At 30.3% G+C, this 14,658-nt stretch carries 12 protein-coding genes and 1 tRNA gene; 10 read left to right on the forward strand and 3 right to left on the reverse strand.

Annotated elements, in window-relative coordinates; all coding sequences use genetic code 11:
• The first annotated feature begins 172 nt into the window (after nt 1-172).
• The 4 genes from DIS18_RS15145 to DIS18_RS00580 are packed head-to-tail and all read left to right on the forward strand — an operon-like array spanning nt 173 to nt 2,428.
• Nucleotides 173-511, forward strand: a complete 339-nt coding sequence (locus tag DIS18_RS15145; RefSeq protein WP_109351105.1) for a DUF6249 domain-containing protein — start codon at nt 173-175, stop codon at nt 509-511.
• Nucleotides 512-1,036: an RNA polymerase sigma factor gene (locus tag DIS18_RS00570; protein WP_109351106.1), complete on the forward strand. Its 525-nt coding sequence runs from the start codon at nt 512-514 to the stop codon at nt 1,034-1,036.
• The gene (locus DIS18_RS00575) at nt 1,017-1,328 is read left to right on the forward strand and encodes a hypothetical protein (RefSeq protein WP_109351107.1); all 312 of its coding nucleotides are present in this window, start codon (nt 1,017-1,019) and stop codon (nt 1,326-1,328) included. The genes DIS18_RS00570 and DIS18_RS00575 overlap by 20 nt, the downstream gene beginning before the upstream one ends.
• Entirely contained in the window at nt 1,325-2,428 is a 1,104-nt protein-coding gene (locus tag DIS18_RS00580) for a serine hydrolase domain-containing protein (RefSeq protein ID WP_109351108.1), read from the forward strand. Before DIS18_RS00575 ends, DIS18_RS00580 begins: the two co-directional genes overlap by 4 nt.
• Nucleotides 2,429-2,627: 199 nt before the next feature.
• Here the strand turns inward: DIS18_RS00580 and DIS18_RS00585 are convergent, their stop codons facing one another.
• Nucleotides 2,628-4,814, reverse strand: coding sequence for a glutamine synthetase III family protein (locus tag DIS18_RS00585; RefSeq protein ID WP_109351109.1), 2,187 nt, complete (start codon nt 4,812-4,814; stop codon nt 2,628-2,630).
• A 270-nt stretch (nt 4,815-5,084) separates the two neighbouring features.
• On the opposite strand from DIS18_RS00585, the gene DIS18_RS00590 reads away from it, so the two are divergent.
• Nucleotides 5,085-6,107 (forward strand): glutamine synthetase beta-grasp domain-containing protein, encoded by a 1,023-nt coding sequence (locus DIS18_RS00590; RefSeq protein ID WP_109351110.1) that lies wholly within the window; start codon nt 5,085-5,087, stop codon nt 6,105-6,107.
• A gap of 610 nt (nt 6,108-6,717) precedes the next feature.
• Nucleotides 6,718-8,295, forward strand: a complete 1,578-nt coding sequence (locus tag DIS18_RS00595) for a hypothetical protein (protein ID WP_146191769.1) — start codon at nt 6,718-6,720, stop codon at nt 8,293-8,295.
• A gap of 62 nt (nt 8,296-8,357) precedes the next feature.
• On the opposite strand, the gene DIS18_RS00600 is transcribed toward DIS18_RS00595, so the two are convergent.
• Complete coding sequence (locus DIS18_RS00600) at nt 8,358-9,308, reverse strand: calcium/sodium antiporter (RefSeq protein ID WP_109351112.1); 951 nt, start codon at nt 9,306-9,308, stop codon at nt 8,358-8,360.
• Between the two features lie 236 nt (nt 9,309-9,544).
• Between DIS18_RS00600 and DIS18_RS00605 the strand changes: the two genes are divergently transcribed.
• The 4 genes from DIS18_RS00605 (at nt 9,545) to DIS18_RS00620 (ending at nt 14,527) form a co-directional block, all read left to right on the forward strand.
• Nucleotides 9,545-9,904, forward strand: a complete 360-nt coding sequence (locus tag DIS18_RS00605) for a BlaI/MecI/CopY family transcriptional regulator (protein ID WP_109351113.1) — start codon at nt 9,545-9,547, stop codon at nt 9,902-9,904.
• A gap of 2 nt (nt 9,905-9,906) precedes the next feature.
• A complete protein-coding gene (locus DIS18_RS00610; RefSeq protein ID WP_109351114.1) occupies nt 9,907-11,709 on the forward strand; it encodes a M56 family metallopeptidase in 1,803 nt (600 codons plus the stop codon).
• A 509-nt stretch (nt 11,710-12,218) separates the two neighbouring features.
• Nucleotides 12,219-12,371 carry an SsrA-binding protein gene (locus DIS18_RS00615; RefSeq protein ID WP_109351115.1) on the forward strand — a complete coding sequence of 51 codons (153 nt, stop codon included), beginning with the start codon at nt 12,219-12,221 and terminating at the stop codon, nt 12,369-12,371.
• A 101-nt stretch (nt 12,372-12,472) separates the two neighbouring features.
• A complete protein-coding gene (locus DIS18_RS00620) occupies nt 12,473-14,527 on the forward strand; it encodes a hypothetical protein (RefSeq protein WP_109351116.1) in 2,055 nt (684 codons plus the stop codon).
• Between the two features lie 55 nt (nt 14,528-14,582).
• Here the strand turns inward: DIS18_RS00620 and DIS18_RS00625 are convergent.
• A tRNA-Arg gene (locus DIS18_RS00625) sits at nt 14,583-14,656 on the reverse strand.
• Nucleotides 14,657-14,658 lie beyond the last annotated feature (2 nt).

The raw sequence follows: 14,658 nt of genomic DNA on the forward strand, positions 1-14,658 counted from the left end.
TATAAAACAATAAAACACTTTTATACCTACGAAATATTTTAGTCAATTTAAACAGACTAACCGTCTTAAAAAACATTCTCTTTTCCTTTCAATTACCTAAAAGCAAAAAGGTGTTGAAATAAGTTTGTAACCTTTTTATCAATCCTTACTCTTATATATAAAACAAAGCCAGATGCACACAACAAGTAATGAATTAAGCCTTATCCCTTTTGTAGTAATTTTTGTTTCTATTATAACAATAATTATACTTTTTTTAAGAAATAGACATAAAGAAAAAATTGAACTTATAAAAAAAGGGAGTGATGTAATTTTTGAGGATATTATTGAGCAAATGAGACTCAATAATTTAGGCCGAGGCATTATACTTATCAATTTAGCACTCGGCATTTTTTTGGGTCATTTATTAACCACAATAAGCGATTTAAATAATGCTGTTTGTTATATAGGAAGTTGTCTTATGTTTTTAGGAATAGGTTCTCTATTATTTTATTTTATTTTAAGAAATAAATAATTGGAGCCACTTATAAAACAAGCCAAAAAAGGTGATACAAATGCAATAAATACATTGATTAGCAATCATAGAGATTTAGCATTTTCTATTGCTTTAAACATTACAAAAAATAAAGCTGATGCAGAGGATATTGTTCAAAATTCTTTTTTAATTGTTCTAAAGTCACTTCAAAGTTTTAGAAATGAATCTAAATTTTCTACTTGGCTGTTTAAAATAGTTTATCGAGAAAGCATAAGAGCCTTTAAACAAAAAAGAAAACTTATCGAATTCTCAAAAACTGATATTGAATCTGAAGAAACAGACGTTAAAAAGGAAATAAATATCACCAAACTACTATCAAATTTAAACGAAAAAGAATACATAGTAATTTCTCTATTCTACCTAAAAGAAAAGAGCATAAATGACATTATAAAAATCACTTCTTTTAGTAAAGCTAATATAAAAGTATTGCTACATAGAGGAAGACAAAAATTAAAAAAAATAAAATTAGATACATCTTATTATCATGGACAAGAAAACAATTAATAATATACTTTCTAATGATTTAATCAAAATCTCATCAACAGAATTTAATAATGAAATTATTTCAAAATTAAAAAAGAAACCAGCTATTAAATATAAACCCATTTTTAAATCAACAGAAGTACTATTATCAAGTTTAATTATTCTTACACTGTTTTTAACAGTAGAATACAAAATCATAAATAACCCAGACCAGACTACATTAATATTAAGTCTATCATTAATTCTTATCCCTATTTGCTTTTTAGGATTCAATAAAATTCAACAATTAATTATAAATCAAAAAAGAGCATGAAAAAAAACTATTTACTACTAATTGCTTTTGTAATAACTGTGAGCTGTATAAGTCAAAACAAGTTTATATATTCTGAGGCTGCTTTAAAAAAAATAATAGATAAAAATGTAAATGAATTACTAACTGATAAAAGCATCCGTTCAGTAGCAATTGGAGTATACTTAAAAGGAAATGAATTTTCCGCTTACTATGGTGAGTTAGATAAAGAAAAAAATAACGCCCCTAATGATGGTTCAATATATTCAATAGCTTCAATTACTAAAACTATGACTGGTCTTCTTGCTGCTAGAGCTGTTTTAGATGATAAATTTTATTTAGAAGATGATATTAGGCAATATTTAAAAGGTGATTATAAAAATTTATCTTTTAATAACCATCCTATAAAAATTAAACATCTTCTAACACATACTAGTGGATTACCTGCAGAATTAGTTGGTGTAGAAGCTTATTTAAAAAATGGAGATATTAACGGCGCTTTAAACTTTGTAGAAAATTACAAAAAAGATAATTTTTTTAAAGATTTAAAAAGAATAAAAATAAATAAAACACCTGGAACAGAATATGTATATTCTTCTAACGGTACTAATCTATTGGGTTACATTTTAGAAAATGTATATAAAATGTCTTATGAGTTACTCTTGAAAAAATATATTTTTAAACCTTCTGAAATGGATAATACAAAACTAGAACTGTCTGACATAGAATTACAAAAGTTAACTAAAGGACATGATGGCCAAGGAAACACAACACCTAATCAACCTCGTTTTCATTTAGGAGCAGATGGCTATTTAAAATCTACTATTCCTGATTTACAAAAGTATATGAAGTTCTTATTGAATGATAAAAATGTAGTTGCTCAAGAATCTTGGAAAAAAGTAACCCAGAATACTACACCAATGGGATATTTTTGGCATATTGAAAACGATAATAAAACAACCATATATAAACATGCAGGAACAGCAATAGGTACTACATCTTGGTTAATTATTTGTCCTAAAAATAAAATAGGGATTAGTATGATAATAAATAGTAGATTTTCTAATTCTTCTGATTTACTTTATAGTACGGTTAAGAATATATTTCATGATATTAACTTATGATAATAAGCAAAAAACTGGCTGCAAAATCATAAAGAAATACATTAAACGAACCTCTACTAAAAAAACAATTCCGGATTTATAAAACACATCTTCGGATATCCGCGTTAGGTATTGAACGGTATGTTTGAAATCCCCGACGAAGGAGGGATTGAGTAGTGAAAGCCCGACCCCTTTTCGGGGTAACGCCCAAATAAAAACACTACCTTGTAAATAGCATTTCGCGGTACTTGGTTAGTGGCCAAATTTCGTCGTCTACCAATAGTTCTAGCTTATCGCAATGGTAACGGATATCATCAAACAGGGGTTTTACATTGTTGCAGTAAGCATGTGCTTTCTTTTCGATATCTTTACTTGCATTAGCCTTTTTTCTGGCTTCTAACATTTTGGTTACGTTAGCATTTATGCCTTCTATATGCTTAGATATTTCTTCGATTAAATTGATTTGCTCTCTGGAAACACTGTTGTACTTTTCTTCGAAAATTTCTTTTAAACCTCGAACATTTTCTACCAAAATATTTTGATACCTAACCGCTGTTGGTACAATATGATTTCGGGCAATATCGCCCAATACACGACTCTCAATTTGAATATGCATGATGTAAGCCTCCACCTCTATTTCGTAACGGGCTTCGGTTTCAATTTTACTCATAACACCCATTTCTTCAAACAGTGCAATGGCTTCTTTAGAAACTCGAGCTTTTAAGGCTTCTGGCGTTGTTTTATTATTACTTAAACCGCGTTTTTTTGCTTCTTTCTCCCAAGCTTCTCCATAACCATTGCCTTCAAACAAAATGGCTTTGGATGCTTTAATATATTCTCTTAATACATTAAAAACAGCCTCATCTTTCTTTAAATCTTTTTTGTCAATTAAAGCATCAACTTCTTTTTTGAAATCTTTAAGTTGTTTGGCTACAATGGTGTTTAAAACCGTCATTGGGTTACCACAATTTGCTGTAGACCCAACGGCTCTAAACTCAAACTTATTTCCTGTAAAGGCAAAAGGCGATGTTCTGTTTCTATCCGTATTATCTAATAAAACATCTGGTATTTTACCAACTACATTAAGTTTTAATTCGGTTTTTTCTTGTGGTGATAACTTTCCTTTTGTTACGCCTTCTAACTCTTCTAAAACTTTGGTTAACTGCTCGCCAATAAACACGGATATAATGGCTGGTGGTGCTTCGTTTGCACCTAATCTATGATCGTTACTAGCAGATGCTATAGCTGCTCTTAAAAGTGCTTCATGTGTATGTACTGCTCTAATCGTGTTTATAAAAAATGTTAGAAATTGCAGGTTACTCATTGGTGTTTTTCCTGGTGCCAATAAATTAACCCCTTTATCTGTTGATAAGGACCAATTGTTATGTTTACCAGAACCATTTACGCCTGCAAAAGGTTTTTCGTGAAGCAATACTTTAAAGTTATGACGAGATGCTACACGCCCCATAATATCCATTAATAACGCATTATGATCTACCGCTAAATTGGCTTCCTCATAAATAGGCGCTAACTCAAATTGGTTTGGTGCCACCTCATTATGTCTGGTCTTTACAGGAATTCCGAGAAGCATACATTCGGTTTCCAACTCTCGCATAAAGTTTAATGCTCGGCTAGGAATAGATCCAAAATAATGATCGTCTAATTGCTGACCTTTTGCTGAAGAATGTCCTAACAAAGTACGCCCCGTTAAAGTAATATCTGGACGACTTGCTGCCATCATTTTATCTATTAAAAAATACTCTTGCTCCCAACCTAAAGACGAGGTTACTTTCTTTACGTTTTTATCAAAGTACTTGCAAATGGCAGTTGCAGCATCATCTACAGCATGTAATGCTCTTAATAATGGTGTTTTATAATCTAAAGCTTCACCAGTATATGCAACAAAAATGGTAGGAATACATAATGTTGTTCCGTATATAAATGCTGGTGACGTTGGGTCCCAAGCTGTATAACCTCTAGCCTCAAAAGTGTTTCTAATACCGCCACTTGGAAAACTAGATGCATCAGGTTCTTGTTGTACCAATTGGTTACCACCAAATTTCTCGATAGCCATTCCACCACCTACAGTTTCAAAAAAGGCATCGTGTTTTTCAGCAGTTGTTCCTGTTAAAGGCTGAAACCAGTGTGTATAATGTGTAACACCTTTTGAAAGTGCCCAATCCTTCATTGAAGATGCTACTTGGTCTGCTACACTTCTATCAATCTTTTTTCCATGCTGAATAGCATTCATAACACCTATAAAAGCATCTTTTGTTAAGTAATGGCGCATCGTGTTTTCGTTAAACACATTTTTACCAAATAAATCTGAGCGTCGCTCTTTTTCTTCAACCAAAATAGGTTTGTAATTAAGAGACTCTTTTATAGCGTGAAATCTTAGTGTAGACATCTTATTAAGTATTAAAATGTTTGATTTTGAATTGTTAAGCAAAAATAAGCAGGTTAAATAATAAAACCTTCAAACTGAAAAATTCTTTTAAGCTTTTTTCAGTTTTTTTATAAAATAATCATCTTTTTTTAAAATAAACCTTAAAAAAATGGGGTATGAATAAAAATAACTCATCCATTTACTAAAATACCCCCTATATATTTAAAGTGAATATATAAAAAATTATATTTGTGATATTATTATCAATATTTCAATTATAAAATATTCATTATGGCAAAAATTAAATTAGAATATCTTTGGTTAGATGGGTACTACCCAACTCAAAACTTGAGAAGTAAAACTAAGGTAGAAGAGCACGAAAACTTTAAAGGGACATTAGAAGAATTAGGAAACTGGTCTTTTGATGGATCATCAACTAGACAAGCAGAAGGTGGATCTTCAGATTGTTTATTAAAACCTGTAGCTATTTATCCAGATCCAGATAGAATCAACGGATACTTAGTAATGACTGAAGTTTTAAATGCAGATGGAACGCCTCACGTATCTAACGGAAGAGCTACAATTGATGATGATGATAATGATTTCTGGTTTGGTTTCGAGCAAGAGTATTTCATAATGGATACAAAAACTCAATTACCATTAGGATTCCCTGTTGGCGGATATCCTGCACCTCAAGGTATGTACTACTGTTCAGTTGGTGGTAAAAATACTCACGGTAGAGATTTAGTTGAAGAGCACGCTGATTTATGTATTGATGCTGGCTTGAACTTTGAAGGTATTAACCAAGAGGTTGCTTCTGGACAATGGGAATTCCAATTGTTTGCTAAAGGTGCTAAAAAAGCTGGTGACGAAATATGGGTTGCTAGATATTTATTAGACCGTTTAACTGAAAAATATGGTTACTACATTGAGTATCACCCAAAACCATTAGGTAAAGATATGGACTGGAATGGTTCTGGTATGCACGCTAATTTCTCTAACGAGGTTTTAAGAACATGCGGATCTAAAGAAACTTACGAAGCTATTTGTGAAGCTTTCCGTCCGGTAGTAAAAGAACACATTGCTGTTTACGGTGAGTTTAACGACCAACGTTTAACTGGAGATCACGAAACTGCAGCTATCACAGATTTCTCTTATGGAGTTTCAGATAGAGGAGCATCAATTCGTATTCCAATTATTACTGTAGAGAAAGGTTGGAAAGGTTGGTTAGAAGATAGAAGACCAGCATCAAACGGAGATCCTTATAAAATTGCAGGTAGAATTATTAAAACTGTTAAATCTGCTAAAATATAATTTAGCAACAGATTTTGTTCATAAAAGAACGCTAGCATTAATTTGTTAGCGTTTTTTTGTGGTTAATAATTTGGGCGTTACCACAAGGGTCGGGCTTTCCGCTATATCTTTCTGCGAAGCAGCCCCGAACATGTTTCGGGATCTCGTTATCAATTAACTTCACATTTCAAAAAATCTATTTATAACCAAAACTTCGCATAAAGGATGCCACTGCAATCCCTAACGCGGGTGTGTTTGCTTGCTTTAGGTGTTTAAACTGTGGTTTTGGGTCTGTTTTGGGAGGTTCGTTTAATGTTTCGTGGATATAAAATCGTTTTAATACTGAAACAAGTTCAGCACATGTGTTTTATATCCGATACTAAACGAAGATAGTAGGTTTTTTTACAAAATAAAACCCTAAGCTACAATACTATTTGTGAAAATTAAGAAAAATAGGATTCGAATTTTTAAAACTAAAGCTTCACGTGAGTAAATATCAAAAACATAAACACGCCATAGCAAACCACTAAAAAGAACCCTTTAGATCTACTAATTTGGAAACGTTCTTTTATTAAACAAATTCTTACAATTATTTTTTTAGATTTGCACACTTAAAAACAAACCAATTATAATGAAAAAACTATTTACATTAATTCTATTACTATTTATCACAATGTCTTTTGCACAAGATGTTTCTATTACAAAAAGTGACATTTTTAAGGACAAGAAAAAAAATTCATATTTATCATTTACGCTTGAAGCAGATGATGGAGGTATAGTAACCATAAGATCATACCATGGAGGTATGCAACAAAAACTTAAAGGCTATTACATTCAATATTTTGATAGCAACCTGAAGGAAGTTAAAACTCTTGATTATGAAGTTAAAAATAAAACTATAAAAAATGCTTTTTTAAAAAACGACAAACTACATCTTATAGAAATTGAAGAGCTTAAAAAGGAAAAATCTATTGCAATAAATATATCATCATCAGAAATTAATAGTTTAAGTTTTTCATCTCAAAACTTACTTAAGTTTTCTGAAGATAACATCAAAGACTATTTTGGAGTATTTATATTTCCATTTTTTATAAATAATGGTTGGGGACAAGCTGATGGTAATCATATGGGAGAGGTTATTTTCTCACTAAACAAAAAGTTTTTTGCCATAAATTTTGATATTAAAAATAAAGACAAAGAAACCCATAAAGTATTTGTTTTTAATGACAATTTTGAGCTTGTTTATGATAAACTAATTACTAAAAATATTAAAGACAGGCTATTTGAATACAATAGTTTTGAAGTAGATGATGAAGATGGTACTGTATATTTTCTTGGTAAATCCTTTGAAAAAAATTCAAAAAGAACTAAAAAAGGTGGAAAAGTAAATTACCATTTTGAATTATATAAAGTTAATGCAGAATCGGTTGAAAGCACTAGTTTTAAAACTACTGGAAAATTAATAGAATCTTTACAATTATTAAAAAATGAAGATAGGTTAATTTGCACTGGTTTTTTCGGAAATGACAAAGAACATAAAATCAATGGTGTTTGCATTTATGATTTAAATCCTACTACGTTAGACATAAATTATAGTAAATTCAATGAGTTTTCAGAAAAATTCTTGAGTGATAAATACGGAGAAAAAAACAGAAAAAAGAAACGTAAAAAGGAAAAAGGAATTGACAATATAGAATTTAAAGGTGTTTACCTAATGGGCAATAATGACCTTGTAATAAATGCTGAAGAGTTTTTTATAACGACACATACAATGTCGAGTGTAAATGGAGGTATGAGAACTTATACAGTATACCACTTTAATGATATTATGACTCTAAGACTAGATGCTAATGGTGACTTAAAATGGGCAAGAAATATTAATAAGTCTCAAACAGGTTTTACAACTAGTTCTTTTACTACACTTCCTGTAAACGAGTCTACTTACTTTTTTATAAACTGCTCAGATAAAATAAAAAGAGTTAGCAAAGACAAAATTTATTTTAGCCAAACATCATCAAAAAAGTCTAATCTATATATCATCTCTCTTGATGAAAACGGGAACTATGATTACAAAAAATTAATTGATGATAAAGAATCAAAAGTTTATTACAAAGTAAATAATGGTATTCCAAATTTAGAGAAGAAAACTGTTTTCTTGCTAGGTGAACGAAAGAAAAATGGAAGAATCATTAAACTGAAAGTCGATTAAATTCTTCAAAATCTAAACTATAAACCTCCAATTCTTTTTTTGAATTAGGAGGTTTTTCTTTTTTAAAGCTTCCCGTGAGTAAACACCAAAAACATAAACACGCCATAGCAAACCACTAAAAAGAATCCTTTAGCTCTACTAATTTGGAAACGTTTAGGAAGAAATATTAACGGAATTAGAATTGCTGAAAAACCAAGCATCCAAAAAATATCGTTTGATAATATTTGAGGTTCTGTAACTGGTATTGGTTTTACCAAAGATGTTAAACCTAAAACTGAAGCTATATTAAATATGTTCGAGCCTATAAGGTTTCCAAGAGAAATGGCTTTTTCTTGTTTTGCGGCTGCAATTACTGATGCTGCTAATTCTGGCACACTTGTTCCAATAGCTATTAAAGATACACCTATTACAGCTTCACTAACCCCAACAGAACGTGCTATTTCTTTAGAGCCTTCAACCAACCATTCGCTTCCAAAATAAAGTGATGCTGCTCCGATTAATAACCATAGGCCAATTTTAAAGTTAGAAACGGTTGCTAAGGCATCATCAACCTCTTCTGAAACGGTATCTTTTTTTGCACTTCGGATGAGATAAACTAAAAATGTAATTAATCCAGCAAATAAAATACCGCCTTCTATGGCTGTTAAAACATTATCATTCTTTAAAAAATAATAGAGCACAATGGAAAACACCATCATTACTGGCCAATTAAGCTTGTAAAACGATTTATCTACAGCTATTGCTCCTACCATAGCTGTAATTCCTAAAACCAAACCAATGTTAGCTATGTTAGAGCCTACTACATTGTTAATAGCTATTGCTGGCGAACCAGAAAGTGCCGCTTGTAAGCTTACTAATAATTCTGGTGCAGAGGTTGCAAATGAAACCACCGTCATACCTATTACCATTTTAGAAATACTAAACTTAAATGATAAGGCTACTGATGAGCGTACTAAAAACTCACCTCCTATTACTAACAATATAAAACCAAGGATAACCCAAAGGATGCTCATAAACTTATTTTTTTACGAAGATAAATGAAAGTAAAAAAAGTGATAAGTTAAAAGTAAAAAGTTTTTTGAAAACTTAAAATTTAGTTAAATAACTATTAATTTAGTTGTGTAACTATAAAAATAGTTATAGGTTTGTAATGCGTTAGGGATAGTAGCGGCATCCTTTTTTGAAGCATGAGAAAAAGATATAGCGAATAGCCCGACCCTTGTGGTAACGCCCAAATATTTATTAGGACATGGAAAAATTAACCAATAAGGAAGAAGAAATTATGCATATTTTATGGAAGCTAGAAAAGGCTTTTGTGAAAGATGTGCTTGCAGAAATTAGCGAAGATAAACCGCATTACAACACGCTTTCTACCATTATTAGAAACTTAGAAGAGAAAGGTTATGTAGCTTATAATGCTTACGGGAAAACACACCAGTACTACCCTATTATTAAAAAGGAGGATTATAGAAAACGGTTTATGAGTAATGCAATAGATAGCTATTTTAACAATTCTTATAAGAATGTAGTATCATTTTTTGCTAAGGAGGAAAAGATTAGCGTTGAAGAATTAAAGGAGATAATTAAACTTATTGAAAAAAACGAATAACCATGGAATATTTAATTAAAGCGAGTGGCGTTATTGCTGTTTTTTACCTGTTTTACAAGTTGCTTTTAGAGCGCGATACTTTTTTTAAATCTAACAGGTGGTTTTTACTTGTTGGTTTATTGATTGCTATAATTGTACCTAGTATTGTAATTCCTGTATATATTGAATATACGCCTATTGATGTATCTGAACTTACATTTGAAAATGTTGCAACTGCTCCCGCAAATTCTGGTTTAGAGTTTTGGGATTACGTTATTATAGCCTATGCATTAGGTGTTGTTTTCTTTTTTGGTAGATTTTTTGTTCAGATGTCATCCTTATTACTCCTTATTTTTAAGAATAAAAAGGAAAAACAAGGCAAGTATACTTATGTAAAAACCAAAACTGATATTTCTCCGTTTTCATTTTTTAATTGGATTGTTTACAACCCAACGCAGTTTAATAAAACAGAATTGAAGCAGATAATTGCTCATGAAAAAGTACATGCTAAACAATATCATAGCATAGACATATTATTAACGCATTTAGCCTGCGTTGTACTTTGGTTTAATCCATTTATTTGGCTTTATAACAAAGACTTAAAACAAAATTTAGAGTTTTTAGCAGATTATGATACTGTGCGTCAAACAGCTTGCAAAAAAACCTATCAATATACATTGCTTAAAACAAGTGTGCCAACTCATCAATTGGTATTAAGCAATAATTTTTATAATTCATTAATCAAAAAACGAATCGTTATGTTACAAAAATCGAAATCAAAAAAAATCAACAAAATTAAATATGCATTGGTTATACCATTATTAGTCATATTCCTGATGAGTTTTAACACCAAAGATATTTATATAAAAAAGGCAGAACCTGTTTTTGATATGCTTCCAAACCCGGTACTAAATAATCTAGAACCCGAAAAAAGCATGATTGTAGAAACGCCTTTAAAAACAAATGCAGTTGAGACTATTACAACACCAAAAGTAAAAAATAGGACCATAAATAATGTATCTAAAAAAGAAGTTGAGGTTTTTATAGTTACAAAAAACGCTTCTGATGCAGATCTTGATCAAATTACTTCTGAAGCAAAAGCTAAAGGCGTTACTTTAAAATTTAAAAATGTTAAGCGAAATGCTGACGGTGAAATTACTGCAATTAAAATTGAAGCTCGTGGAAATGATTCTAACGCTAGTTATAACTTAAATTCTGATGAGCCTATTACACCAATAAAAATCTCTTTTGGCAAAAAAGGCAAAAACATTTCTATTGGTAATGCTAATGTTAAACAGAAATCTGTTACCTATATTATTAAAAATGGTAGTAAGGTTAGCAAAGTAAAAGGCACAGGAAGTGGTACTGAGAACATTTTTATATCTAATGATGATGGTGTTTATGAGGTTGAAGGTGACTCAGTACACTACATTACAAAAGGCAGAAATAGTTTTACAAAACGTATTAAAACTGTTGATGTTATTAAAAATGGAGATAATGACGATACCGTTGAAATTATTGTTGATAATGATGGTTTAAATGAGAATGAGGATATTATTATAGTAAAAAAGGATAAACCTGGTAAAACGGCTTATAAAGTAAAAGCTGTAGGGAAAGGAAAAAGTAATAACAAAGTCATTATTAAAACGGATGATGGTACTGAACCTATATATATTATTGATGGAAAAGAAGTTAAAAACAAAGCTTTTAAAACCTTAGATAACGACGATATTAAAAGTATAAATGTTTTAAAAGGTGATTCGGCAATAAAAAAATATGGTGATAGAGCCAAAAATGGTGTAGTAGAAATTACAACCAAAGATTAACGATAAACATTACCAATTTTTATAGTTTTAAAAGGCACTCTATTAAGAGTGTCTTTTTCATTTTTTTAGTTTATGTAATGATGAAAATCACTAAAAAGTACTTTTTTGAAACAAAACGCCCCTTGAGTTTTAAAAACTGTTACAAAAAACCCCTATAATTATTATAATTTAATACAATAATTATATTATTAAATTACAAATAATAACTTTAATAAAGACCGTCACATAAATATTGAAATCAATTTCATCTTTTTACTTACAAATTCGTATTTAAATTCATTGATTTATATAAAAACACTTGGTAAGCATATTGGTAAATATATATCTTCAAAAAACATTGATATAATTAACCTTATTTACAAACCTTTTAAAACCTAAAAATATGATTACACTTGCCAAAATTGTAGTAGAAATAATAGTCTTTATTCTTTCACTACTATAAATCAAAACCAAGTAAAACTTAGTCTAGAATAAGTTTTACTATTTTTACACTTTAAATAAGTTATAAAGTGAAAAAGCAAGTTTTTAAATTTTTAGCCAAAGTAAATAAACTAGTTCTTCCAAGTTACTCAAAAAAGCAATTAGATTTAGTAAAAGCTACTAAATTGCAAATGGCAATTATAGGCTGGAGATGGTATGTAACCCGAAATGCGTTAGATTGATAGATAAAAACACGCATTTTGGCTTAAATTTTGCGTTTTAATTATTTCTAATAGTACATTTACATCTAATAATTACAAATGCCCCACAAATCTCTAAACCTATGGTTAAAACTATTTATCCATTATTAATATTTCTAAGCTTCACATTACAAGTATTTTCTCAAGAAGCTAGTATCTCTACTAAATTTTCTCAAGATGGTAATCTATACCAAACAGAAGAGAGGTCGTCTGAAAAAATTGCAGAATTTAAAGAAAATCAAAAATGTATAGTTAAAAGCTACTTAGGTAATTATACTTATAAAGTAAAGTATAAAGATGTTGTTGGCTTTGTTAGAGATCAGTACTTGTTTGTTAATGAACAAATGATGGACTTGTATTTTGATCATGAAGAAAAGCAGCGAGAAAAAGCTATTGAAGCCAGAAAGCAGAGACAAGACAAGGTAGAAGCTATTGCAAGAAAAGCTCGAGAAGAGAAAGAACTTATTGAACAAAGGAAAAGAGATTCTATAGCTAAGATTGAAGCTGAAAAGCAAAGAAAGCTCCTAGAAATTCGCAGAAACGATTCTATTGCTAAAGCCAGAATAGAACAAGAACGTCTTCGTATTGAACAAAGAAAAAAAGATTCTATTGCACGAGTTATAAAAGAACAAAACAGACTGATAGCTGAAAAACGCAGAAACGACTCTATTGCTTTAGTAAAAGAAGAAGAGAGAAAGTTATTAGTAATAAAAAGACGTAACGACTCTATAGCAAAGGTAAACGCTGATAAAGAAAGACGTCGTATTGCACAAATAAAAAAAGACTCGATTGCTCAAGCAATTAAAGAACAAAATAGACTAATAGCTGAAAAACGCAGGAATGATTCCATTGCTTTAGTTAGAGAAGAAAGAAGGAGACAATTAGCACTTCAAAAAAGAAACGATTCTATTGCTAAGGTTAAAGCTAATCAAGAATTACTTCGCATTGCACAACAAAAGAAAGATTCTATAGCAAGAGTTAAAATTGAACAAGATAGACTTCTAGCTGAACAAAGAAAAAAAGATTCCATTGCACAGGCATTAAAAGAACAAAAGCGGTTACAAGCTGAAAAACGTAAAACAGATTCTATTAACCAAGTTAATAAAGAATTAAAGCTATTAAAACAGCGAAATGATTCTATTGCTAAAGCTAAAGTGCAACAAAAGAAGGAAGCAGAGAAAAGAAAAAAAGACTCTATTGCCAAAGTAAATGTAGAGCAAGCAAAAGCTTTAGAACTTCTAAAAAAGCGAAATGATTCACTTAAATCTGTAAAATCTAAACTTAAAAAAGAAGCTGAAAGAAAAAAGAAGGATTCTCTAGCTAAAGTAAAAAAAGAGAAAGCTGATGCTTTGAAATTATTAAGAAAACAAAATGACGCTGCAGCTAAAGCCAAAAAAGAAGCTGAAAAAAACGAAAAAATTACCATCAAAAGATCTAGCGAAGCACTTTTAATAAAAGAAGAAAAAAGGAAATATGATTCTTTAATAAAGGCACAACAACAAGAAAGAAAAGAGTTGCAAGCACTTAAAAGGAAAAGTGATTCTATTGCTCAAGTTATTGCTCTAGAAAGACAAGAGTTAATAGCATTGAGAAAAAGAGATTCTATTGCTAAACTTAATAATCAGAGATTACAAACTGATAATTCTCAACAGGAAGATATCTCCAGAAAAGCTCATGAGAAAGCCGCAAAAGAAGCTGCCTTTTTAGAAAGAATGAAGTTTAGAGATTCTTGTCATTATCAAATTAATGAATATGATAAGTTTTATAACATTACAACCATTAGAACAGAAGCATATACATTAAGCAATAATTTAACAGTTGAGTTATATAGACAAAACAGAAAAACAAATGTATTTTTTAACTACTCTGGAGACCTAGGTTGTGCATCTTATTTACCAAACCAAAGGTCTAGTGTTAAAGTTACTTTAGAGAATAATCAAACCATTCCTTTTTACCACTCTTGGGATATTGAATGTGGTGAGTTTTTATTTAAAGCTAGATTAACTAGTGCACAAATTTCAATTCTTAAAAATTCTCCAATTAAGTCTATTGTTCTCAAGGGAACTGAAGACTCAAAACAAATAAACTTTATTGAGTATAAAGAGTTTTTTATAGATAAACTCAAATGTATTGAGTAAAAAAAATTTGTAAGTAAAAAAGCTCTCAATTATATTGAGAGCTTTTTTACTTTAGTGACCATGGCAGGATTCAAACCTGCAACCTCTTGAGCCGTAATCAAGTGCGCTATTCAGTTGCGCCACATGGCCTT

It is taken from the genome of Algibacter marinivivus (assembly GCF_003143755.1).
GTDB classification, from domain to species: Bacteria; Bacteroidota; Bacteroidia; order Flavobacteriales; family Flavobacteriaceae; genus Algibacter_B; species Algibacter_B marinivivus.